We start from the raw sequence: 23,084 nt of genomic DNA, 5'->3' as shown, positions 1-23,084 counted from the left end.
ATGATGTGCGGGACATGACGCGATGGACCCCAGCCCAGGTGGCCGGCCTGGCCCCCGACGCCTCGTCGCTGGCCGCTGCCCGGAAGCTGGCGAGGTCCGGTCCGTGGTCCGACACCGGCTCGACGGACACGCTGCTGTGGGGCAAGTGCCAGGGCTCGGGCAAGACGCCCTACCAGGTGAGCATCGACCTGACCGGTCCGGCGTTCCGGTGCACGTGTCCGAGTCGCAAGCTCCCCTGCAAGCACGGCCTCGCGCTGCTGCTCCTCTGGGTCGAGGGGTCGGGATCGGTGGAGGACGCCGCCGAGGCGGCCGGTTTCGCGCAGGACTGGGCGGCCGAGCGATCGGCGAGAGCGGAGGCCAGGGCGGCCGGCGACGCCGCCCGCGCCACGCGTACCCCCGACCCCGCCGCGGCGGCGAAGCGCCTCGAGGAGCGGCTCGCCCTCATGGACGGCGGCATGGACGACTTCGCCCGGTGGCTCACCGACCTCGTCCGCGGCGGCACCGCGTCCGCGCGGCAGCAGTCCTACGCGTGGTGGGACGGCACGGCGGCGCGGCTCGTCGACGCCCAGCTGCCCGGCCTCGCCGACGACGTGCGCTCGGTCGGGGGCCTGGTGGCCGGCCGACCCGACTGGGCCGACCGGCTCCTCGTCGCGCTCGGCCGCTGGTGGACGGCGACACGCGCGTGGGCGGGGCGCGGGTCCCTCGACGAGGCGCAGCTCGGCGACCTGCGGGCCTACCTCGGCTGGGCCACGAGCAGCGAGTCGGTCCGGCGCGCCGATGCGGTCACCGACCGCTGGCTCGTCCTCGGCGCCCACCGCACCGATGACGGCCGGCTGCAGCAGCAGCGGACGTGGCTGCGCGGTCTCGCCACCGGCGAGACGGTGCAGGTGCTCGACTTCGCGGCCGGTGGGCAGGTGCTGCCCGTCGCCCGAGTCGTCGGCTCGGCCCTCGACGCGACGCTCGCCCGCTACCCCGGAGCCACGGTCAGGCGGGCGCTGTTCGTCGACGAGCCCACCGTCGCCGACGACAGCGTGCGTATGCCGTCCGGCTCGACCCTCGAGGACGCCCGCTCCGCGGCCGCCGCCGCGTGGGGACTCAACCCGTGGGCGCGTCGGGTGCCCGTCGTCGTCGCGGATGCACGCGTCGGCACGGACCGCGTCGTCGACGCCGAGGGGGCGAGTGTGGCGTTGACCGACGACGCTGCCGTCTGGTCGCTGCTGGCCCTGACCGGCGGGCGCCCGGCACAGGTCTTCGGCGAGCTGGAGGAGTCACGGCTGCGGCCCCTCTCGGTGGTCGTGGGCGGCGAGGTGATGGCGCTGTGAGCGCCGGGAGGGCTGCGGGACCGGCGCGCTCTGTGACCCCACAGACCCCGGTGACCGACGTCGACACGTGGTGGCGCGAGGTCGGCAACGCTGCGCTCGTGGGCACGGCGCGGCGGCCGGTCCCGCCGCTGCCGCACCTCGGGCCGGCGCAGGTGCAGGCCCGTGCGGCTGCCACGCCGCGCGAGGAGGCCCTGCTCGATGCGGCGGCCCTCGGCGCGGCGGCTCTGCGCGCGGGACGCCGGCTGCCCCACGCCGAGGCGCCCGACGCCGCGCCCGACGACCGTCGTCCGGTCGCGCCCCGGCGGGCCGTGCAGCTGCTCGAGCTCGTCCTGACGCAGCCGCCGGCCGGCGCGGCGCAACGCACCGGGCTGCTCGCCCACTGGCTGCAGGCGGCTGACGAGGCCGGCCGCCGGGTGCCGCACGCACTGCTGCCCACCCTGCTCGAGCTCGGCACCGGCACCCGCGAGCTGCGCCGCCCCACGGCCGCCGTGGTCGACGAGCGAGGGCGGTGGCTGGCGGGGCTGCGGCCGGACTGGTCATGGGTCGCCGAGGCGGCCGCCGGCGCCGAGGCGCGCACGGCGTCACGCGGCACCGGGTCGGTTCCGAGCCCCGAGGAGTGGGCGCGGTTGCCCTCCGCCGACCGCGTGAGCGTCCTGGCCGCCGTGCGCGCCCACCACCCGACGGAGGGGCGCGAGCTCGTGGCATCGACGTGGGCGACCGACTCGGCGCGCGACCGACGGGCCCACCTCGACGCCCTTCGCATCGGTCTCGGTCCCGACGACGAGACGCTGCTCGAGACCGCTCTCGACGACCGGGCCGGCACGGTGCGCGAGGCAGCGGCAGAGCTCCTCGACGCCCTCCCCGGCTCAGCCAGGGCCACCCGGATGGCTGACCGCCTGGTCCCCCTCGTACGCCGCACCGGCCTGCTCGGTCGCGGCCTCGAGGTCCTGATGCCCGACGAGCCGGACCCGGCCGCCGTGCGCGACGGCCTCGGCAAACCGCCGCCGCGCCGCTCGGCCCGTGGCTGGTGGCTCGAGCAGCTCTGTGCCGGGGTGCCGCTCGAGCTGTGGCCCGAGCTCACCGGCACCGACCCGTCGGTGACGGTGAAGCGCCTGGCCGACGCCCAGGCGGGGGACGCACTGGCCGGCATACGGCGTGCGGTGCGAGCGCGACGGGACCCCACCTGGGCCGCGGCGATGCTCGAGCGCGGCTGGGACCCCGCACTCGTGCCCGCCCTCCCCCGCGAGCGCCGGGAACGCGTCGTGCTGATGCGCGTCGACGCGACGAACGAGCGCCCCCACGAGATCGCGGCCGTCGTGGGCGCCGTCGACCCGCCGTGGTCCCCGGACTTCAGCGTGGCGCTCGTGTCGCGCCTGCGCGCCGCCAAGCTCGGGTCGGCGATGGTCGTGGCGACGATGCCGCACCTGCTGGCCGGACTGCACCCGGCCGCGCTCGACCCGCTCGAGGGCTGGATCGAGTCCACGGGCGCCGACCAGACCCTGACCACCAACCTGCGCAACCTGCTGCAGTTCCACTCCGTCAAGCGATCGATCACCGAGGCCTTCAGATGAGCGAGCTCCCCTCTCCCACCACGGTCCTGCGGGCCCACGCCGAGGACGCGTATGCCGCCGAGCTGGCCGCGCTCGCGGCCTCCGACGACCGCCCCCGACCTCCGCAGTGGCGGCTCTCGCCCTGGGCGGTCACGACGTACCTGCTCGGCGGCACGCTCGAGGACGGCACCGAGATCACGCCGAAGTACCTCGGGTCCCGCCGACTCATGGAGGTCGCCGTCGCCTCGCTCGCCACCGACCGGGCGCTGCTGCTCCTCGGTGTCCCCGGCACTGCCAAGACCTGGGTGAGCGAGCACCTCGCCGCGGCCGTCAGCGGCTCGTCGACGCTCGTCGTGCAGGGCACGGCCGGCACCCCCGAGGAGTCGCTGCGCTACGGCTGGAACTACGCCCGGCTGCTCGCCGAAGGCCCGACCCGCGCGGCGCTCGTGCCGAGCCCGGTCATGCGGGCGATGGAGACCGGCTCGCTGGTGCGCGTCGAGGAGCTCACGCGCATCCCGGCCGACGTGCAGGACGCGCTCATCACGATCCTGTCGGAGAAGCACCTGCCGATTCCCGAGCTGGACTCGGAGGTCCAGGCGCGGCAGGGCTTCAACGTCATCGCCACCGCCAACAACCGCGACAAGGGCGTCAACGACCTGTCCTCGGCCCTCAAGCGCCGCTTCAACACGGTGGTGCTCCCGCTGCCCGACTCGCTCGAGCAGGAGGTCGAGATCGTCCGCACCCGCGTCGACTCCCTGGGGAAGTCGCTCGAGCTTCCGCCGGGTCTGGAGTCGCTGGCCGAGATCGAGCGCGTCGTCACGATCTTCCGCGAGCTGCGCTCCGGGGTCACCGCCGACCAGCGCACGACCGTGAAGTCGCCGTCGTCGACGCTCTCGACGGCGGAGGCGATCTCCGTCATGACCAACGGCCTCTCGCTCGCCGCGCACTTCGGCGACGGCGTGGTCCGGGCCGACGACGTCGCGGCGGGCCTGGTCGGCGCGGTGGTCAAGGACCCGGTGCAGGACCGCATCGTGTGGCAGGAGTACCTCGAGACCGTCGTCAAGGACCGGTCGGAGTGGACCGACCTCTACCGCGCGTGCCGCGAGCTGGGCTGAGATGACGGCGGTGGAGGGACGGGTCGAGGTCCTCGGTGTCCGGCACCACGGACCCGGCTCGGCGCGCTCGGTGGAGCGCGCGCTCGAGGAGCTGCTGCCCGACGTCGTCGTCATCGAGGGGCCGCCCGAACTCGACGCGCTCGTGCCGCTCGCTGGCGACCCCAAGCTCGTGCCCCCCGTCGCCGGCCTCGTCTACGTCGTCGACGAGCCGCGGCGCGCCGCCTTCTACCCGTTCGCGTCCTTCTCGCCGGAGTGGGTCGCGCTGCGATGGGCCCTCGCGCACGGCGTCGACGTCCGCTTCGCCGACCTGCCGGCGGCCCACTCCCTCGCGAACGCCGGGAGCGACGACGCGCCACGACGGCCTCGAGAGCGCGTCGACCCCTTGACCGCGCTCGCCCGGGCTGCCGGCTACGACGACCCGGAGCGCTGGTGGGAGGACGCCGTCGAGCACCGGCGCACCTCCTCGCTCACGCACTTCGCCCAGCTGCGCGAGGCCATGGCGGGTGTCCGCAGCGCCCTCGAGGGGGACGACGACGAGCGACGAGAAGCCTTCATGCGCAGGGTGATCCGTGCCGAGATCCGAGCGGGCCGCGAGCGCATCGCTGTCGTCTGCGGCGCCTACCACGCACCGGTGCTGGACCCGGCGTCGTTCCCGCGGGCCAGCCAAGACAACGCGTTGCTCAGCAAGCTGCCCAGGGTGAAGGTGGCGGCCACGTGGGCGCCGTGGAGCTCCGAACGCCTGTCGTATGCCAGTGGATACGGCGCCGGGGTCCGCTCGCCGGGGTGGTACCACCACCTCTTCGCCACTCCCGACGAGGAGGTCGTCCCATCGTGGTTCGTCCGGGTCGCCCGGACCCTGCGGGGCGAGAACCTCGACGCGTCGACCGCGGCGGTCGTCGAGGCCACGCGCCTGGCCGGCGCGCTGGCGGCGGTCCGCGGGCGCCCTTCCGTGGGACTCGCGGAGCTCACCGATGCGGCGCGGGCGGTGCTGACCGACGGGGCCGACCAGCCGCTGCGTCTCATCGACCGCACCCTCGTCATCGGCGACGAGCTGGGCCGCGTCCCCGACTCCACCCCGATGGTGCCGCTTGCGAGCGACCTCGCGAAGCAGCAGAGGTCGTTGCGGCTCAAGGCGTCTGCCTCCTCCACCGTCGTCCAGCTCGACCTGCGCCGTGAGTCCCAGCTGGCGCGCTCGGTGCTGCTGCACCGGCTGCGAGTCCTCGACGTGCCGTGGGGCACCCCGGTCGAGGCCGGACGCACCATGGGCACGTTCAAGGAGGCCTGGGAGCTCGAGTGGACGCCGGAGCTGGCCGTCGCCGTCATCGAGGCGAGCCTCTACGGCACGACCGTCCGCAGCGCGGCCGAGTCCCGCATCGCGGAGGCGGCACGGGACGCCTCGGACCTCGGTGTGCTGGGCCGCCTCATCGAGGAGTGCCTGCTGGCAGACCTCCCCGACGGGCTGCGCGCCGTGGTGGCCGCCCTGGCCGAGCGGACCGCCCGGCAGCACGACACGCGAGCCCTGCTCGAGACCGTCGAGCCGCTGGCCCGCACCTGCCGCTACGGCGACGTGCGCGGGGTCGACGTCGCCGACGTCACGCACGTGCTCCAGACGGTCGTCGTGCGGGCCTCGGTCGGTCTGCGCTCCGCCTGCTCGAGCCTCGACGACGACAGCGCGGCCGCCATGCGGGCGGCCGTCGAGGCGGCCCACCGGGGCATCGCCCTGGTCAATCACAACGACCTGCGCGACCCGTGGACCGAGGCCCTGGTGGCCGTCGGACGCGACGAGGCCATCCACGGCACGGTCGCCGGACGCGTCAACCGGCTGCTGCTCGACGGCGGCCTCCTCACCCACGAGGAGGCGGCCGCGCGCCTGAGCCGCCGGCTCTCGCCCGGCTCGTCCGCCCCCGCGGCAGCCGCCTGGCTCGACGGCTTCCTCACCGGCGAGGCACTGCTGCTCGTCCACGGCGACGACCTGCTCTCGATCATCGACGAGTGGCTGGCCGGCGCCACCGAGGAGGCGTTCGAGGACCTCCTGCCACTCGTGCGCCGCACCTTCTCGCGCTACCAGCCTGCGGAACGCCGCCTCATCGGGACGCACCTGCGCGACCTCGCGAGCGGCACGCGTACGCCCTCCGCGACGACCGAGTCGATCGACCTCGACCGTGCGGCACCGGCCATCGCCGCCGTCGCGCGGCTGCTCGGACTGGAGGTGGCGTCGTGAGCGACCGCGACCGGCTGACCCGCTGGCGCCTCGTCCTGGGCGGCGACCAGTCCGACGGCATCGGCGAGGCCGCGAGCCTCGACACGGACGACCTCAAGCGCGACGAGGCGCTCCGCGACCTCTACGACGGCGAGCGCCGCAGTGGGCTCGGCGCCTCCGCCCCGCGGGTCGCGCGGTGGCTCGGCGACATCCGCGGCTACTTCCCGTCCTCGGTCGTGCAGGTCATGCAGCACGACGCGATGGACCGCCTCGGCCTCACCCAGCTGCTCCTCGAGCCCGAGCTGATGGAGGCGGTGCAGCCTGACGTCGGCCTCGTCGCGACCCTGGTCGGCCTCAACCGCGTCATCCCCGAGCGGTCCCGTGCGACGGCACGCGCGGTCGTCCGCACGGTCACCGACCAGCTCGAGGAGCGCCTGCGGGCCGAGACCGTCCAGGCCGTCACCGGTGCGCTCAACCGCGCTGCCCGGACGCGCCGCCCCAAGGATGCCGACATCGACTGGCAGCGCACCATCGCCGCCAACCTCAAGCACTACCAGCCCGAGCACCGGACCGTCGTGCCCGAGCGGCTCGTCGGCTACGCCCGGCGCGCGCGCCGGGTCGAGCGGCGGATCATCCTCTGCATCGACCAGTCCGGCTCGATGGCCGAGTCGGTCGTCTACTCCAGCGTCTTCGGCGCCGTGCTGGCCTCGCTCCGGTCGGTCGAGACGAGGCTGGTGGTCTTCGACACGGCCGTCGTCGACCTCACCGACGAGCTCGACGACCCCGTCGACGTGCTCTTCGGCGTGCAGCTCGGCGGCGGCACCGACATCAACTCGGCGCTCGCCTACTGCGAGAGCCTCATCGAGCAGCCGGGCGAGACGATCCTCGTGCTCATCAGCGACCTCTACGAGGGCGGCATCGCCGAGGAGATGGTGCGCCGCGCCTCGTCCATCGTCGCGTCCGGCGCCACGATGGTGGCGCTGCTCGCGCTCAGCGACTCCGGTCGCCCGAGCTTCGACGCCGAGCACGCGGCCGCGCTGGCGGCGGTCGGGGTCCCGGCCTTCGCGTGCACCCCGGATCGCTTCCCCGGCCTGATGGCGACGGCGATCGAGAAGCGCGACATCACCGCGTGGGCTGCCGCCAACGACATCGTCACGACCCACGAGCCCGACCCACGCGACTGACTCCCGCACTCGGTTCGCGGAGCCGTCCCGAAAGCCGCGTATCGCCCCTACGATGGCGCCTGGACGGGCGTGCGACAGGGGGCCCGGAAGGGTGAACCACGACATGCGCGTCCTACGTACCGCCGTCACGGCGGTCCTCATCATCTCGGCTGCCCTCGCAGCCCCCACGGTGCCCGCTTCCGCGGCCGACCTGCCGACCGGCACCAGCCCGGGCCTACGGCTGCCCAGCGTGCCCTACCCTCCGTCCGGCGGTCCCGGCGCGGCGGGCAGCGACTACTACCTCGGCACGGCTGGCGACCCCTCCGTACCGGACGCGGCGCAGATTCGGCGACTCAGCGACAACAGCGTGGTGCGCGTCATCCCCTCGGCCAACATCACCTTCGACGGTTCGGCCTACCTGGTGCGCAGCCCGTCGACGAGCGACACCCGCGTGACGGTGCGCGACGTCGAGTCGGATGCGGTCCTCTGGGAGTTCGACCCGCCCCAGGGCGAGCGCGTGGTGAACGCGTCGGCGAGCCGGATGGTCACGTGCGCGGACCCGTGCATCGACCTCCACGTCCACCGTCCGGACGGCACTAACGTCACCCGCGCGCTCGCGCGCGTCTCGAGCTTCATGGGTGCCACCGGGGACCTGCTCGTTCTTCGGGCCGACGACGACCTCTACACGATGAACCTCGCAACCGGCGAGAGCGTTGCCCTCCCCACGACGCCGGGCGAAACCATAGGGACGGTCGTCTTCCAGACGGACCGGGTCTACTGGACGTCGTACGCCGGGGCGGACGACTGGCTGCACTGGTCCGCCTACGACGGGTCGGCCCCCGGCGTCGTCCAGATCCCGGACGCGTTGTCGGAGCGAGGATGGGTCGCGGTCGGAGACAGCTTGGCAGCCCGGCTGTGGGACTTCGACACGAAGGAGGGCTCGCTCGTACCGTTCGACCCGTCGACCGGGCAGATCGGGACGCCGCTCGCCACCCACCTCCCCGACGCCTATCCCACCCAGGCGGGCCCAACGCAGGCGCTCGTCGTCTCGACCGACTCACCGACCGGCACTCTGCTTCTTGCGGACAGCACCACGCGTCCGGCTCGAAGAGTCGGCGTCCTGACGGGCATGCCGCGCAACACGGCGACCTGGGTGATGTCCGGCGACCGCGTGGTCGCGGACTTCGGCCAATGGAACAGCCCGGTCGGTCCGACGTTCACGACCTCCACCGACGGGTCCTCCCCGTGGTCGGACCGCACCACCCCCGACTCCCCGGCCTTGACCGGTGGCCTCATCGGCGTGGCCGGCGACGTCGTGGTCACCCGGATGCCCGGCTGGAACACCTACCGCGTCACGTGGCCCGGCGGGGAACGCACCATCACCGGCGGCCTGGACCCCACGGTCGGGCACGGCGGCCAGGCGCTCGTGCGCAACGTGGCGGGCTCCCTCGTCGTCGAGGACGCCCGGACCGGGACCCGACTGCCGGTCGGGAGCGACGCAGGCGTCGTCGTCACCGGCTCCACGGTGTGGGAGGGCCCGTCCGGCGGGCGGATCGTTCAGAAGGACCTGCGAACCGGAGCGCAGCTTCGGACGCTGGCGGTCGACCCCTCGTGCACCTCGGTGCTCGACATCCTGGGACGCTGGGCGTTCCTCTGGTGCGGCCCCCAGACGGAGGTCGTCGTCACGGACCTTCAGGGCATCCTGGCGGACCAGCACCTCCCGTACCCGGACGTCATGGGCAACGGCTTCGTCGGTTTCCAGGAGATCGGTGAGGACGCGTCCGGCGCCCGGTACATGGTGCTGCGCGTCCGTGACCTCGCGCCCGGCGGAGGCGAGCGCCTCTACGGGCCGCTGTCACTGGGCGGGCAGGGCATTCCCAAGGCAGCAGCGGACGAGGCTGGTGGACAGCGTCTGGGTTACCTCGACGACGGGGAGCAGCTGCACGTCGTCGACCTGCCGTGGCTGACGCAGCCGCCGACCGCGCTGCACGACGCGGGGGCGCCAGAGGTGACGAGCCTGACGACCAGCCCCCGCGTCACCTCGGTCGCCGTGGTGACGGCATCGTGGTCGGCGCGCGACACCACGGATGCCCCAGGTGAGCGCCCGGCGGGCACCGACTCCTACGATGTGCGCTACCATCAGGGTCCCGTCGGGGGCCCCTACGGGAGCTGGCAGCAGCCGTCGTCGCTCCAGGCGACCCGGGCCACGACGGCCTCACTGACGCCCGCGCCTGGCAGTGACACCTGTTTCTCCGTCCGGGCGCGTGACGCCCGCGGCAACACGAGCGAGTGGTCCGCCCCCGTGTGCAGCGTCATCGACGGTCACGCACCGGCGCTGACCTCGTTCACGGGTGGTCCGCGCGTCACGACCTCGACCGTGCTCGGGTTCTCGTGGGCGTACACCGACCCGCAGGAGGGCCCTGGCCTGCCCGGCAGCGGTGTCGCGTGCTACGACGCGCGGGTGCAGTACGCGACGAAGCTCGGCGGCGCGTACGGAGCCTGGTACGCCCGGCCGGACTGGCAGGGCCTCACGACGAGGTCGGTGACGGTGCTCGGGAAGAAGGGTGAGGACTACTGCGTCCAGGTGCGGGCACGCGACAAGGCCGGACGGCTGTCCGCCTGGTCGGCCAGCCGGTGCTCCTCGCCCGACGGCGTCGCGCCCACGATCACCTCGGCGAGCGCCGGCTCCCTGCTTCGCACGACCGCTGCGACCACGAAGGTCACCTTCTCCTACCGAGCCACGGACAACCTCGGCGTCACCAGCTACGACGTCGGCTTCCAGTACGCTCCGCCCGGCAAGCTCATGGGCGGATGGCAGTACCCGGCTACGTGGCAGCGCACCGCCAGCACGCAGCAGAGCGTCTCGGTGCCGCCGGGTGGCCAGGTCTGCTATGCGGTCCGGGCGCGCGACGCCATCGGCAACCTCACGCCGTGGACCACGCCCCGCTGCGCGATGGTGCCGTTCGACGATCGGGCAATGGGAGTCACTGGGTCAGCCAGCCGAATCACGAGCTCGCTCGCCGTCAACGGGACGATCACCCGTCTCAACGCCAAGGGCGCCGTCGCCTACCGTGCCGGCATGGCGGGTGAGGAGGTGCATCTGACCGTCCTCAAGGGGCCGGCACAGGGCACCATCGAGGTCAGGGCCAACAACCACGTCTTCGGCCGCTACTCGCTGGCCGCGCCGACGTGGCGCCGCCAGACCCTGGTCCTCAGTGGAATCCTCTTCACGGACGCGACGGTGCGGGTCATCACGACGACCTCGGCTCCTGCGCGGATCGACGCCATCACCTCACGGAGGTACTGACGCGGGGCTACCCGTCGGTGGGGTCCCCTAGCCGAGCCGGCCCGCCACAAGCGCGGCGGGATGGACGGCAGCGGCCGGATGGCCGTTCAGGATGACGACCACCTTCACGGGGCTGAGCCTCGGACGCGGTCAGCGTCGGGCGCACCAGGGCGTCGTGGTCGTCACCCGGAACTGCGGGAGCGTCACGGCGCGCGTCGTCAGCCGCGCCCCGGGCGCACGAAGCACGAGCGGCAGCGCGCCTCGTAGCTGAAGGTGCCGTCGTCGGGCAGGGCCTCGGAGCCGCCGAGGTGCTCGAGGAACGGCTCGCCGGAGCGCAGCACCTGCGTGTGCGTGGCGCTGAAGTCACGGCACCGGTCGCAGACGGCGCGCCGGTAGGAGACGGTGTCGGGCCCGAGCTCGAGCAGGGCCCGCACGGTGGCGAAGAGCTCGCCCCGGTGGTCGAGGTCGATCCCGGCGACGACCACGCGCGTGCCGCGCGCCAGCAGCTGCTCGATGACGGCCACGTCGTCGACGTCGAACATGTGCACCTCGTCGACCGCCACCACGTCGAGCGGCTCGGCCAGCGCCTCACGCAGCGTCGACACCTTGGTCGTCACGAGCGCTCCGCCGCTGCGCGACGTCACGCCCGTGTCCCGCACGTGTCGCTCGGACTGGTAGACGCGGTGGCGCACCCGGGTGAACTGCAGCGGCGAGAGCATCGAGATCAGGGACAGGCTCTTGCCCGACTTCATCGGACCCAGCACGACGTCGAGCGACACCCCCGGCACGGTGCGGACGGGGGGGCTCACGGCGGCGATCGTGGTCACGGGCGAGAACGCTATCGGCCGGCGAGGACAGTCCCGACCACGAGGTGCAGTGCCGGTCCGGCTGGGGGCAGCCGGTGGGCCTGGGTTAGGGCCCGTCGCCGTTGACGCCCCGGATCGCTGCCTCGCTGCAGTCGTCCAGGACCCCCGTTGCGGACAGCTGTCCCGCCAGGGCTGCCCCGTGGCCACCGGCGCGCGCCGACGCACCGACCAGCCAGCACAACATCGGATCGGTGGTCGACGTGGTTGCCCGGACGCTCACCTGCGAGACGTCCGACCGCAGCTGGTCGAGCTGGTCGTCCTGGTGCTGCACGAACCAGGCCCAGATCACGACGTTGAACAGGATGAGCAGCGCCAGCAAGCCGGCGGTTGCTGGGCGCCGCATCGCCTGCTCCGCTGCAGCGAGAGGCGACTCCGGTCCGGTGCCGGCATACTGCGCTGCCGCCGGAGCCCGGTGGTCCACCAGCGGCTGGCTGTCCCCGTTCGGATCGTGCTCCACGACGGCTCCCCTGTCGTCGGGCATGCCCCTGCGCACGCCGGTGCGCCGACCGTACCGCCGGCCAAAAGGGTTCGCGCGGGGAACGCGCCGACGCCTAGCGTGACCGGATGCCGATGCATGACGACGAGGTCCGCGCCACGCCCGGGATGGTGCGTCGGCTGGTCGACACTCAGTGCCCAGACTGGGCGGACCTGCCGGTCACTCCGCTGCCCGACGACGTGGAGGGCACCGACAACGTGCTCTTCCGGCTCGGCGCGGAGCTGGTCGTCCGCATGCCGAAGGTCGAGTGGGCAGCCGACCAGGCCGTGTCGGACGCCCGGTGGCTTCCCCGTCTCGCACCGGAGCTGCCGGCCGCCGTCCCCGTGCCGGCGCACGTCGGTGAGCCGTCCGACGACTACCCGTGGCACTGGTCCGTCGTGCCCTGGGTGAACGGCACGACGCCACCCCGACTCGGCTCCGACGACGTGCCACTGGCGCGCGACCTCGCCGCCTTCACGGTGGCCCTGCGGGCGATCGAGTCCGACGGCGGCCCCACGAAGCCGCCCGGGTCGCGTGGCACGCCACTGCGCCACGTCGACCGCCACGTCCGCGAAGCGCTCGACAACTTGCGCGGCCACGACGACGGCATCGACCTCGCTGCCGCCGAACGCGCGTGGGAGGTCGTCCTGGCCACACCTGAGTGGGACGGCGAGCCGGCCTGGTTCCACGGCGACCTGCAGCCCGGCAACCTCGTCGTCGAGGAGGGCCGCCTCGTCGGCGTCATCGACTGGGGCGCCGTCGGAGTCGGCGACCCGGCGCCCGACCTGGCCCCCGCGCTCTGGACGTTCACCGGCGAGGCCCGCGCCGCGTACCGCGACGCCGTCGCCCTCGACGACGCGACCTGGGTGCGGGCCTGCGGCTGGGCGCTGGCTCCCTCGCTGACCGGCATCGGCTACTACCGGCACACCTTCCCGCGGATGGCCGAGCACGGTCGCCGCATGGTGCGAGCGGCGGTCGGCGAGCTGCTCGGCACCGACACCTCCTGAGCCGTCGAGCGCGGCGACACGGCGAAGTCGGCGACGACTCGAGCGCCTGTCTACTCGCCGGTCACCTCGGCGGCGTGGAAGGCTGCGGGGAGCGACACCCCCCTCGTCGATAGGAGCCCCGATGATTTCTCGCATCGCCATCGTGAACCGCGGCGAGGCCGCCATGCGGCTCATCCACGCGGTGCGGGACCTCAACGCGGCAGCAGGCCCCGACGGTCACCGCATCGAGACGATCGCCCTGCACACCGAGGGTGAGCGACGGGCGATGTTCGTGCGGGAGGCCGACCGCGCATACGACCTCGGACCGGCATCCGCGCGTCCCTACCTCGACTACGCCGTCCTCGAGCGGGCGCTGCTCGAGACCGGCGCCGACGCCGCCTGGGTCGGCTGGGGCTTCGTCGCGGAGCACCCGGCGTTCGCCGAGCTGTGCGAGCGCATCGGCGTCACCTTCATCGGCCCGAGCGCCGAGGCCATGGTCAAGCTCGGCGACAAGATCGGCAGCAAGCTCATCGCCGAGGAGGTCGGCGTCCCGGTCGCGCCGTGGAGCCGCGGCGGCGTCGACACCCTCGAGGACGCCAAGGCCGCGGCCGCGCGCATCGGCTACCCCCTCATGCTCAAGGCGACCGCCGGCGGTGGCGGCCGCGGCATCCGCCGGGTCGACTCCGACGCCGACCTCACCGACGCCTACGAGCGCACCCGTGACGAGGCGCAGCGGGCGTTCGGCTCGGGAGTCGTCTTCCTCGAGAAGCTCGTCACCGGCGCCCGGCACATCGAGGTGCAGGTCATCGCCGACACCCACGGCACCGCCTGGGCCGTCGGCGTGCGCGACTGCTCCGTGCAGCGCCGCAACCAGAAGGTCATCGAGGAGTCGGCGTCCCCGGTCCTCACCCCCGAGCAGGCCGACGAGGTCCGCGCCAGCGCCGAGCGGCTGGCCGTCGCCGTCGGCTACGCCGGGGCCGGCACCGTCGAGTTCCTCTACCACCCGGGCGAGAAGTTCTTCGCCTTCCTCGAGGTCAACACCCGCCTGCAGGTCGAGCACCCGATCACCGAGGTCGTCACCGACACCGACCTCGTCAAGCTCCAGATCTTCGTGGCCGAGGGCGGCCGCCTCGACGACCTGCCCGGCGGTCGGCCCTCCCAGCGCGGCCACGCCGTCGAGGCCCGCCTCAACGCCGAGGACCCCGACCGCGACTTCGCCCCGAGCCCCGGCCGCATCAGCCTGCTGAACTTCCCCGCCGGTCCCGGCATCCGCGTGGACACCGGTGTCGGAGAAGGGGACTCGATCCCGGCCGACTTCGACTCGATGATCGCCAAGATCATCGCCTACGGCCGCGACCGCGACGAGGCCCTCGCCCGCCTGCGCCGGGCCATGTTCGAGACGACCGTCGTCATCGACGGCGGCGCGACGAACAAGAGCTTCATCCTCGAGCTGCTCGACCAGCCGGAGATCATCGACGGCTCGGCCGACACCGGCTGGATCGACCGCGTCCGCGCCGAGGGCCGGCTGGTCACGCACCGCCACTCCGGCATCGCGCTCGTCGCCGCCGGCATCGAGGCCTACGAGGACGCGGAGGCCATCGAACGCGTCCGCCTGCTCGAGTCCGCCCGTGGCGGCCGACCGCAGGTCCAGCACGCGGTCGGCCGCGCGGTCGACCTCAAGCTGCGCGGGACGGCATACAAGGTCATGGTGCTGCGCACCGCCTCACACCGCTACCGCGTCGCCATCGCCAACGGCGACACCGAGCACGTCGTCGACGCGACGCTCGACCGGATCGACGAGTATGCCGGCCGCATCGTCGTCGAGGGACGCGCGCACCGCCTCGTCACCGCCACCCACGGCCCCGTGCACCTCGTCGAGGTCGACGGCGTCACGCACCGCATCACCCGCGACGAGGGCGGCGTCGTGCGCTCCCCCGCGCCGGCGCTGGTCGTCGCGACCCCGCTGCAGCCGGGCGACGAGGTGGCTGCCGGCGCACCCGTGCTCGTCCTCGAGTCGATGAAGATGGAGACGGTGCTGCCCGCGCCGTTCGCCGCCCGGGTCCGCGAGCTGCTCGTCTCGGTCGGCAGCCAGGTCGAGACCGGCGCCCCGCTCGTGCGGCTCGAGCCGACCGGTGACGAGGACGAGGTGGCCGAGACGGCCGGCGCCGACGTGGACCTCGACCTGCCGGACTCGAGCGCCGGGCAGGCGAGTGCGCGCGAGCGCGTCGACCGCGGCATCGAGGACCTCTCCGCGAGCATCCTCGGCTTCGACGTCGAGCCCAACGGCGACAGCCGCACCCTCGGCGGCTACCTCGCGGCCCGCGAGGAGCTCGCCGCCACCGGCACCGTCCCGCTCCCTGCGGAGATCGCCCTCCTCGAGCTGGTCACCGACGTCGCGGAGCTGAGCCGCAACCGGCCTGCGGCCGAGGAGCGCCACACCGAGCTGCGGGTCCACAGCCCGCGCGAGCACTTCCACTCCTACCTGCAGAGCCTCGACGTCGACCGCGCCGGCCTGCCGGCCGACTTCCGCGACAAGCTCGCCCGCGTGCTGCGCCACTACGGCGTCACGGACTTCGAGCGCACCCCCGACCTGGAGGAGGCGGTCTTCCGCATCTTCCTCGCGCAGCAGCGCTCCGCCCCGGAGCTGCACCTGGCCGCGTCGATCCTCCAGCGCTGGCTGGGTGAGCCGATCCCCGAGCCGCCGCTCGACGTCGCCGTCCGCGAGGCGCTCGACCGGCTCGTCGTCGCAACGCAGCTGCGCTTCCCCGTGATCGGCGACCTGGCCCGCAGCGTCCGCTTCCGCTGGTTCGACCAGCCGCTCGTCGACGAGGAGCGAGCGAGCGTGCTGGCCGGGGTGCGCGACAAGCTGGCGGACCTTGCGGCAGAGCCGGACTCGCCCGACCACACCGCGCGCATCGACGAGCTCGCTGCCATCCCCGAGCAGATCGTCCGTTTCCTCGCGGAGCGGCTGCACGACGGCAGCACCGGGACCCTGCCCGAGCACGAGCCGATGCTCGAGGTGCTCATCAAGCGGCACTACCGCGAGCACGAGCTGCACGGCCTGCACACCTTCACCGAGGGCGGCCGGCCCTTCGCGACCGCCGACTACACCCTCGACGACCGGCCGACACACCTGACCTCCACCATCGGTGCGGTCGACGAGCTGGCGCCCGACAGCCCCCTCGACGCAGCCGTCTCCACCGACGTGTGGGCCCGGCCCGAGGGCCACCAGTGCGTCGTCGACCTCTACCTGCGCTGGGACGAGGAGCCCGAGTCGCCCGACGAGGCCAGCGACCAGCTGGCGCAGCGGCTCCAGTCGCTGCCCTTCGCCCAGGACGTGCGCCGGGTTGCCGTCGCCGTCAGCGCCGGGCAGGGCCGTGCCGTCGACTACTTCACCTTCCGCCCCGTCGACGGCCGGCTCGTCGAGGACCGGCTCGTGCGCGGCGTGCACCCCATGGTGGGGCGCCGCCTCAACCTCTGGCGCCTCACCGCCTTCGAGGTGACCCGTCTCGACGCCCCCGAGGACGTGCTGCTCTACGAGTGCGTCGCGCGGGACAACCCCGACGACCGCCGCCTCGTCGCGCTGGCGCAGGTGCGCCAGCTCGTCGTCGTGCGCGACGAGTCGGGCCAGGTGACGGGCCTGCCGCACGTCGAGCGCGCCATCACCAACTGCCTCGAGGCGATCCGCCGGGTGCGCACCAGCCGCGGCACCAAGGGCTCGAGGCTCGACATGAACCACGTGTGGGTGCAGATCTGGCCCACCATCGATGCCGACCCCGGCCAGCTGACGGCGCTCCAGTCAAAGATCGCCCCGGTCACCGCCGGCGCCGGGATCGAGGAGGTCCTCATCCAGGCCACCGTCGCCGGAGCGCCCGGCGAGGCGCCGCAGCCGATGGCCGGCCGCTTCTACTTCCAGCCCGGCTCCGGGGTCACCGGCACCCTCGGCGCACCGCCCACCGAGCCGCTCAAGCCGCTCGACGACTACGCCTCCAAGGTGGTCCGAGCCCGCCGCCGTGGCCTCGTCTACCCCTACGAGCTGCAGTCGATGATCGCCGGCGAGGGCGGCACCGTCGTCGAGCACGACCTCGACGACACCGGGGCCCTGGTGCCGGTGGACCGTCCGGTCGGCCTCAACAAGGCCGGCATCATCGTCGCCGTCGTCAGCTCGCCGACGGGCCGCCACCCGGAGGGCGTGACACGCGTCGTCCTGTCCGGCGACCCGCTCCGCTCGCTCGGGTCGGTCGCCGAGGCCGAGTGCGCGCGCATCATCGCCGCCATCGACCTCGCCGAGGAGATGCACGTCCCGCTCGAGTGGTACTCCCTGTCGGCCGGTGCCCGCATCTCGATGGACTCGGGCACCGAGAACATGGACTGGGTGGCCCGGGCGCTCAAGCGGATCATCGAGTTCACCCAGGCGGGCGGCGAGATCAACATCGTCGTTGCCGGCATCAACGTCGGCGCGCAGCCCTACTGGAACGCCGAGGCGACGATGCTCATGCACACCAAGGGCATCCTCGTCATGACGCCCGACAGCGCCATGGTTCTCACCGGCAAGCAGTCGCTCGACTTCTCCGGCGGCGTCAGCGCCGAGGACAACTTCGGCATCGGCGGCTACGACCGGGTCATGGGCCCGAACGGCCAGGCGCAGTACTGGGCCAAGGACCTCGCGGGCGCCCGCGACATCCTCATGGCGCACTACGAGCACGCCTACGTCCGCCCCGGCGAGGCCGGCCCGCGCCGCGTCGCCACGACCGACCCGGTCGACCGTGACGTCACGCCCTACCCGCACGACCTGCCCGAGTCCGGCTTCACGACGGTCGGCGACATCTTCAGCGCCGCGACCAACCCGGACCGCAAGAAGCCGTTCGACATCCGCACGGTGATGCGCGCGGTCTCCGACCAGGACCACGAGCCGCTCGAACGCTGGGCCGGCATGGCCGACGCAGAGACGGCGGTGGTCCAGGACGCGCACCTCGGCGGCATCCCCGTGTGCCTCATCGGCATCGAGTCCAAGTCCGTGCCGCGCCGGGGCTTCCCGCCCACCGACGGCCCCGACACCTACACGGCCGGCACGCTCTTCCCGCGGTCGAGCAAGAAGGTCGCACGCGCCATCAACGCGGCGAGCGGCAACCGCCCCGTCGTGGTGCTGGCCAACCTGTCGGGCTTCGACGGCTCGCCGGAGTCGATGCGCAGCCTGCAGCTCGAGTACGGCGCCGAGATCGGCCGGGCCATCGTCAACTTCGACGGCCCGATCGTCTTCACGGTGGTCTCCCGCTACCACGGCGGCGCGTTCGTCGTCTTCTCCAAGACGCTCAACCCGCGCATGACGGTGCTCGCGGTCGAGGGCTCGTTCGCGTCGGTGCTCGGCGGCGCCCCGGCCGCAGCCGTCGTCTTCTCCCGCGACGTCGACGCCCGCACGGCGTCCGACCCGCGCATCACCGCGCTCGAGGCCCGCCTGGCCGCTGCCTCCGGCGTCGAGCGGGCCCGCATCGCCACCGAGCTGGCCGACCTGCGCACGTCGGTCCGCGCCGAGAAGCTCGGCCAGGTGGCCTCCGAGTTCGACACCGTGCACAGCATCCACCGGGCCGTCTCGGTCGGCTCGGTCGACGCGGTCATCGGTGCCACCGAGATGCGCCCGCGCATCATCGCCGCGCTCGAGGAGGGCCTGCGGGCCTGACACCCCCACCACCGTGAAGAGGGCGTATGCCGCCGGGCCGGACCGACGGCATACGCCCTCTTCCGTCAGGGCTGGGACGGCGCGGGGACGCGCAGGGAGGTGGCGCCTGCGAGGTCGAGCCACAGGGCATCGCGGGTGCGGACGAGGCGCAGCAGCACGTCGTCGCAGCCGGGGCAGCGGCCGACGAGGCCCGGCTCCGGACTGTAGACCCGCAGCCGCGCGACCTCGTTGGCGGCGCCGCAGCCGCGGCAGCGCACGACGGCCGTGGTCACGTCGAGGGCGAACAGCTCGGAGAGCGGTCCGGCCATCAGGTTGCCGTCCCAGTCGGCGGCCGGGCGGGGCCTCGTTGGGTGTGTGGTCATAGGTGCCTCCTCAGGGGCCACTCGGCCCGAACCTCTCGGTGCGTATGCGGTCGGGCTCATGTCCCAGCGCGACGAGCAGGTCCGCGGCGCTCTCGACGAAACCGGTGGGCCCGCACACGTAGCAGGTGGGCGCGTCGGCGGGGGTCCACCCGGGCGCCGACAGGTCGTCGGCGCGCAGCCGGCCTGCGGGCCGGGCGTCGCCCTCGGGCGCCTTGCGGGTGTGGACCAGCCGCACGTCGAGCCCCGGCAGGGTGGCCAGCCGGGCCAGCTCGTCACGGTAGAGCAGGTCGTCCGGGCTCCGAAGGGAGTAGACGAGCCGGAAGGGCGGGCCCCCTGCCCTGGCTCGGGCGCGCAGCATCGCCATCAACGGGACGACGCCGGAGCCGCCGGCGACGAGCAGCACCGGTCCCGGCTGCTCCGGCCGCCAGACGAACCAGCCACCCACCGGGCCGCGCAGGCGCACGGCGTCACCGACGGTGAGCCCGTCGGCGAGGAACGTCGAGACCTCGCCGTCGGGCACCCGCTGGACGGTGAGCTCGACGTGGTCGCCGTCCTGCGGTGCCGCGACGGAGTAGCTGCGCGTCGCGGTGTAGCCGTCGGGGGCGGTGAGCCGGACGTCGACGTGCTGACCGGGCAGGTGGCCGGGCCAGCCGTCGACCTCCAGGCCGAGGGTCACGGCGCTGGGGCTCTCGGGACGCCGCTCGACGAGCCGGGCGTCGCGCCAGACCCGCCGGGCGCTCAGTCCCCCTGGTATCGCTGCTCGCGCCACGGGTCGCCGTAGTCGTGGTAGCCGAGCTGCTCCCAGAAGCCGGGCGAGTCCTCGAGCATGAGCTCGATGCCGCGGACCCACTTGGCCGACTTCCAGAAGTAGAGGTGGGGCACGAGCAGCCGTGCGGGGCCGCCGTGCTCGGGCCGCAGGTCCTCGCCGTCGTAGGAGAAGGCGACCCAGGCCCGCCCGTCGAGGAGGTCCTCGAGCGGCAGGTTGGTGGTGTAGCCGCCGTAGCTGTGCACCATCGCGAAGTCGGCGGCCGTGTCGACGTCGGCAAGGAGGGTGTCGACCGAGACACCGCGCCACTCGGTGTCGAGCTTGGACCAGCTCGTCACGCAGTGGATGTCGACGGTGACGGTCTCGGCGGGCAGGGACATGAGCTCGTCCCACGACCAGGTGTGGCGGGTGCCGTCCTCGGTGGCGACCCACAGCTCCCAGTCGTCGTGGTCGACCGCCGGCGTCGGCCCGGCGGACAGGACCGGGAAGTCGCCGGTCAGGTACTGCCCCGGCGGGAGCCGGTCGTCACCGCTCCTGCGCCGCCCCTGGAAACCTCGCGTGACGAAGTCCATGACCAGCCACTCTAGAGCCGTCCGGCACTACCGGAGCATGGTTTGGGAGGCAAGGCCAGCGGTGACAGCCACCCAGGCGGCGAGGCCTGCGAGGGTGGTCCGTGGGTGCAGCGTGAGGGCCGCGACGTACTCGCGCAGGAAGGCGCTCGGCAGGAAGTACCACGCGGTCGGGGCCCCGGTGACGTCCGCGTCGATGCCGAGCCTGCGGCTCAGCAGCGCGGCCCGGCCGACGTGGAAGCTGCTCGTCACGACCCGCAGGTGCCCGTCGTCGATGCCGCGCGCCCGCAGGATCTCCCGCGAGAGCAGCAGGTTCTCGTCGGTCGTCGTGGCGCGGTCCTCGGTCGCGACGCACTCCGGGGGCACCCCGTGGGCGACGAGGTAGGCCGTCATGGCCAGCCCCTCGGGCATCGGCTCGTCGGCGCCCTGGCCGCCGGTCGGGACGAGGAGGGGGTCGTGTCCGCGGGCGCGCTCGTCGCGCCAGGCGGCGACGGCGGCGTCGAGGCGGTGGGCGAGCAGCCGTGGCACGGTGCCGTCGACGAGTCCCGACCCGAGCACGACGACGGCCGACGGGGCCGGGCGCGGACGCCGGCGGAGGTAGGCGAGGCAGTAGAGGGCGTACGCGAGCAGCGCGAGCCCCGGGTAGCCCGGGAGCAGCAGGACGACGGCGAGCGCCGTCGTCGCGGGGGTCGTGCCGGACAGGTAGAGGGGGATGCCGACGGCGGTCGCCGCCAGCACGGCCAGGCCGGCGGCCAGCGAGGCCATCGCCGCTCGGTTCCGGGTGGCGGGCCGCAGGACCTGGCCTCCGAAGCCGACGAGCAGCAGCCCGAGGACCGCTGCGCCGAACCACGGCACGAGGAGCAGGTACGCGTAGCGGGGGTCCGAGACGCCCGCCGCGTCCTCCAGCGCGGCCGCGACACCCGCCACCGCCGCCCAGAGCGCCCCGAGGAGGAAGACCCCGACGCGCCAGCGCCGCGGCTCCGCGCGTGCGGCCTGCACGCTGAGGACGACGAACGCCGCGACCAGGACGAGGGCGGCGAGCGGGCGCATGCGACGAGCATGCCCTCCGCCACCCCCGGGGACGAAACCGGCTGGTGGACGGCCACCCCAGGGTGTCGAATCGAGGGATGGATGCCGACGAGATCCGCAGCGCCTTCCTCGACCACCTGGTCGCTCGCGGCCACACGGTGATCCCGCGCGCCTCGCTGGTCCCGCAGGACGACCCCACGACCCTCTTCACCGGCAGCGGCATGCAGCCGCTGCTGCCCTACCTCCTCGGCGAGGACCATCCCGCCGGGCGGCGGCTCGTCGACAGCCAGCCCTGCCTGCGCGTCCAGGACATCGAGGAGGTCGGCGACAACCGGCACACGACCTTCTTCGAGATGCTCGGCAGCTGGAGCCTCGGCGACTACTTCAAGGACGAGCAGCTGCCACAGCTCTGGGCGTTCCTCACCGAGCGGGTCGGGTTGGACCCGGCCCGGCTCTTCGTGTCGTGCTTCATCGGGGACGAGGCACACGGCATACCGAAGGACGAGGAGTCGGCCGCGATCTGGACGCGGCTCTTCGGCGAGGCCGGCATCCGCGCGGAACAGGTGGAGGTGGGCAGCGACGAGCACGCCGCGCAGGTCGGGACCGGCGACGCGCGGATCGTCTTCTACGGCGACAACAACTGGTGGTGCCGGGAGGGCAGTGCCGACCGTATGCCGGTCGGCGAGCCGGGTGGGCCGGACACCGAGGTCTTCTACCTCTTCCCGCACGTCGAGCACGACCCGGCCTACGGCAGGCGCTGCCACCCGAACTGCGACTGCGGCCGGTTCATCGAGCTCGGCAACTCGGTCTTCATGGAGTACCGCCGATCCGAGACCGGGTTCGAGCCGCTGCCGCGTCGCAACGTCGACTACGGCGGCGGGCTCGAGCGCATCGCCGCCGCGGCGCTGGACTCGTCGGACGTCTTCCGCATCAGCCTGCTGTGGCCGGTGGTGGAGCGGCTGCAGGAGCTGTCGGGCCGGGACTACGAGAAGGAGCGGCTCGCGATGCGGGTCATCGCCGACCACCTGCGGGGGGCGACGTTCTTGGCCGTCGACGGGGTGCGGCCGAGCAACAAGGCGCAGGGCTACGTGCTGCGCCGGCTCGTCCGCCGGGCGGTGCGGTTTGCCGTCGACCTCGGGATCGAGGACAACTTCTTCCCGCACGTCGTCCCCACGGTCGCCGCCGTCTACGCGAGCCACTACCCCGAGGTGGCGGCGGCCGCGGACCAGGTGGTCGCGGTGCTCGCGCGTGAGGAGGACGTCTTCCGGCGGACCCTGCGCCGCGGCCTCGAGCGACTCGAGAGCCACCGGGGCACGGTCGTGACCGGCGCCGACCTCTTCGTGCTCTACGACACGTACGGCTTCCCCGTCGAGCTGTCGACCGAAGTGGCCGTCACGGAGGGGATCTCACTCAGCCCCGAGTGGCGTCGGGAGTTCGACGAGCACATGGCGGCCCAGCGGGCGCGGTCGAGGTCGGTTTCCCGTTCGCCGGGGCGCGTGCTCCCGTAGCCTGCAAGAGGGAGGGCCGGGATCGACTGCCAGTCCAACCCCTCCCTGTCGGCTTGGCAGCCCGGTGGGACCCGGCCCTCTTGCCAACCTCCCGGGCCCCGATGGGTTTCGCACGCTTCATCGTCCCGCGCGTGAACGTCTCTTGCGCGGTCCATCGGCGGCCGGGGCCTCGCCTGCTCGGATCCTGCTCCGTTTTCGGGAGCAGGATCC

Annotated in this window: 15 protein-coding genes; 9 read left to right on the top strand and 6 right to left on the bottom strand. The window is 73.4% G+C overall.

Annotation, left to right across the window (positions count from 1 at the left end; translation table 11 throughout):
- Window positions 1-14 precede the first annotated feature (14 nt).
- The 6 genes from LQK93_RS10010 to LQK93_RS09985 all read left to right on the top strand — a co-directional run bounded on the left by LQK93_RS10010 (window position 15) and on the right by LQK93_RS09985 (window position 10,657).
- Window positions 15-1,322 carry an SWIM zinc finger domain-containing protein gene (locus LQK93_RS10010; RefSeq protein WP_374971393.1) on the top strand — a complete coding sequence of 436 codons (1,308 nt, stop codon included), beginning with the start codon at window positions 15-17 and terminating at the stop codon, window positions 1,320-1,322.
- Window positions 1,323-1,354: 32 nt separating this feature from the next.
- Window positions 1,355-2,893 carry a DUF5691 domain-containing protein gene (locus LQK93_RS10005; RefSeq protein ID WP_374971392.1) on the top strand — a complete coding sequence of 513 codons (1,539 nt, stop codon included), beginning with the start codon at window positions 1,355-1,357 and terminating at the stop codon, window positions 2,891-2,893.
- Window positions 2,890-3,987 (top strand): AAA family ATPase, encoded by a 1,098-nt coding sequence (locus tag LQK93_RS10000; RefSeq protein WP_374971391.1) that lies wholly within the window; start codon window positions 2,890-2,892, stop codon window positions 3,985-3,987. The genes LQK93_RS10005 and LQK93_RS10000 overlap by 4 nt, the downstream gene beginning before the upstream one ends.
- A gap of 1 nt (window position 3,988) precedes the next feature.
- Window positions 3,989-6,208 (top strand): DUF5682 family protein, encoded by a 2,220-nt coding sequence (locus tag LQK93_RS09995; protein ID WP_374971390.1) that lies wholly within the window; start codon window positions 3,989-3,991, stop codon window positions 6,206-6,208.
- A complete protein-coding gene (locus tag LQK93_RS09990) occupies window positions 6,205-7,371 on the top strand; it encodes a VWA domain-containing protein (protein ID WP_374971389.1) in 1,167 nt (388 codons plus the stop codon). Before LQK93_RS09995 ends, LQK93_RS09990 begins: the two co-directional genes overlap by 4 nt.
- 103 nt (window positions 7,372-7,474) lie before the next feature.
- Complete coding sequence (locus LQK93_RS09985; RefSeq protein ID WP_374971388.1) at window positions 7,475-10,657, top strand: hypothetical protein; 3,183 nt, start codon at window positions 7,475-7,477, stop codon at window positions 10,655-10,657.
- 197 nt (window positions 10,658-10,854) lie between these two features.
- Here the strand turns inward: LQK93_RS09985 and LQK93_RS09980 are convergent, their stop codons facing one another.
- Together LQK93_RS09980 and LQK93_RS09975 are read right to left on the bottom strand one after the other, a co-directional pair.
- A complete protein-coding gene (locus LQK93_RS09980) occupies window positions 10,855-11,445 on the bottom strand; it encodes a thymidine kinase (protein ID WP_374971387.1) in 591 nt (196 codons plus the stop codon).
- A gap of 103 nt (window positions 11,446-11,548) precedes the next feature.
- Entirely contained in the window at window positions 11,549-11,959 is a 411-nt protein-coding gene (locus LQK93_RS09975; RefSeq protein WP_374971386.1) for a hypothetical protein, read from the bottom strand.
- A 107-nt stretch (window positions 11,960-12,066) separates the two neighbouring features.
- On the opposite strand from LQK93_RS09975, the gene LQK93_RS09970 reads away from it, so the two are divergent.
- Window positions 12,067-12,984 (top strand): aminoglycoside phosphotransferase family protein, encoded by a 918-nt coding sequence (locus LQK93_RS09970; RefSeq protein ID WP_374971385.1) that lies wholly within the window; start codon window positions 12,067-12,069, stop codon window positions 12,982-12,984.
- A 121-nt stretch (window positions 12,985-13,105) separates the two neighbouring features.
- Window positions 13,106-18,640, top strand: coding sequence for a carboxyl transferase domain-containing protein (locus LQK93_RS09965; RefSeq protein ID WP_374971384.1), 5,535 nt, complete (start codon window positions 13,106-13,108; stop codon window positions 18,638-18,640).
- A gap of 65 nt (window positions 18,641-18,705) precedes the next feature.
- Here LQK93_RS09965 and LQK93_RS09960 read toward each other — a convergent pair whose 3' ends face one another.
- Genes LQK93_RS09960 through LQK93_RS09945 form a run of 4 tightly spaced genes read right to left on the bottom strand, consistent with a single transcriptional unit; the run spans window position 18,706 to window position 21,387 of the window.
- Window positions 18,706-19,002 (bottom strand): DUF6510 family protein, encoded by a 297-nt coding sequence (locus LQK93_RS09960; protein WP_374971383.1) that lies wholly within the window; start codon window positions 19,000-19,002, stop codon window positions 18,706-18,708.
- Window positions 19,003-19,012: 10 nt separating this feature from the next.
- The gene (locus tag LQK93_RS09955) at window positions 19,013-19,771 is read right to left on the bottom strand and encodes a ferredoxin reductase (RefSeq protein ID WP_374971382.1); all 759 of its coding nucleotides are present in this window, start codon (window positions 19,769-19,771) and stop codon (window positions 19,013-19,015) included.
- Complete coding sequence (locus LQK93_RS09950) at window positions 19,741-20,340, bottom strand: sulfite oxidase-like oxidoreductase (RefSeq protein ID WP_374971381.1); 600 nt, start codon at window positions 20,338-20,340, stop codon at window positions 19,741-19,743. Before LQK93_RS09950 ends, LQK93_RS09955 begins: the two co-directional genes overlap by 31 nt.
- A 27-nt stretch (window positions 20,341-20,367) precedes the next feature.
- Window positions 20,368-21,387, bottom strand: a complete 1,020-nt coding sequence (locus LQK93_RS09945; RefSeq protein WP_374971380.1) for a YdcF family protein — start codon at window positions 21,385-21,387, stop codon at window positions 20,368-20,370.
- A gap of 77 nt (window positions 21,388-21,464) precedes the next feature.
- Between LQK93_RS09945 and LQK93_RS09940 the strand changes: the two genes are divergently transcribed.
- Window positions 21,465-22,874: an alanine--tRNA ligase-related protein gene (locus LQK93_RS09940; RefSeq protein ID WP_374971379.1), complete on the top strand. Its 1,410-nt coding sequence runs from the start codon at window positions 21,465-21,467 to the stop codon at window positions 22,872-22,874.
- The last annotated feature ends 210 nt before the right edge of the window (window positions 22,875-23,084 follow it).

Source organism: Terrabacter sp. BE26 (assembly GCF_041941675.1).
In the GTDB taxonomy this organism is placed as follows: Bacteria; Actinomycetota; Actinomycetes; order Actinomycetales; family Dermatophilaceae; genus Terrabacter.
The sequence above is the reverse complement of the archived record's forward strand: the minus strand, read 5'-3'. Positions and strand labels throughout refer to the sequence as shown.

Coding starts and splice junctions, on each gene's coding strand:
- LQK93_RS10010 (WP_374971393.1), top strand. CDS start 15: ATGACGCGATGGACCCCAGCCCAGGTGGCCGGCCTGGCCCCCGACGCC.
- LQK93_RS09965 (WP_374971384.1), top strand. CDS start 13,106: ATGATTTCTCGCATCGCCATCGTGAACCGCGGCGAGGCCGCCATGCGG.
- LQK93_RS09985 (WP_374971388.1), top strand. CDS start 7,475: ATGCGCGTCCTACGTACCGCCGTCACGGCGGTCCTCATCATCTCGGCT.
- LQK93_RS09970 (WP_374971385.1), top strand. CDS start 12,067: ATGCCGATGCATGACGACGAGGTCCGCGCCACGCCCGGGATGGTGCGT.
- LQK93_RS09960 (WP_374971383.1), bottom strand. CDS start 19,002: ATGACCACACACCCAACGAGGCCCCGCCCGGCCGCCGACTGGGACGGC.
- LQK93_RS09945 (WP_374971380.1), bottom strand. CDS start 21,387: ATGCGCCCGCTCGCCGCCCTCGTCCTGGTCGCGGCGTTCGTCGTCCTC.
- LQK93_RS09995 (WP_374971390.1), top strand. CDS start 3,989: ATGACGGCGGTGGAGGGACGGGTCGAGGTCCTCGGTGTCCGGCACCAC.
- LQK93_RS09950 (WP_374971381.1), bottom strand. CDS start 20,340: ATGGACTTCGTCACGCGAGGTTTCCAGGGGCGGCGCAGGAGCGGTGAC.
- LQK93_RS09940 (WP_374971379.1), top strand. CDS start 21,465: ATGGATGCCGACGAGATCCGCAGCGCCTTCCTCGACCACCTGGTCGCT.
- LQK93_RS10000 (WP_374971391.1), top strand. CDS start 2,890: ATGAGCGAGCTCCCCTCTCCCACCACGGTCCTGCGGGCCCACGCCGAG.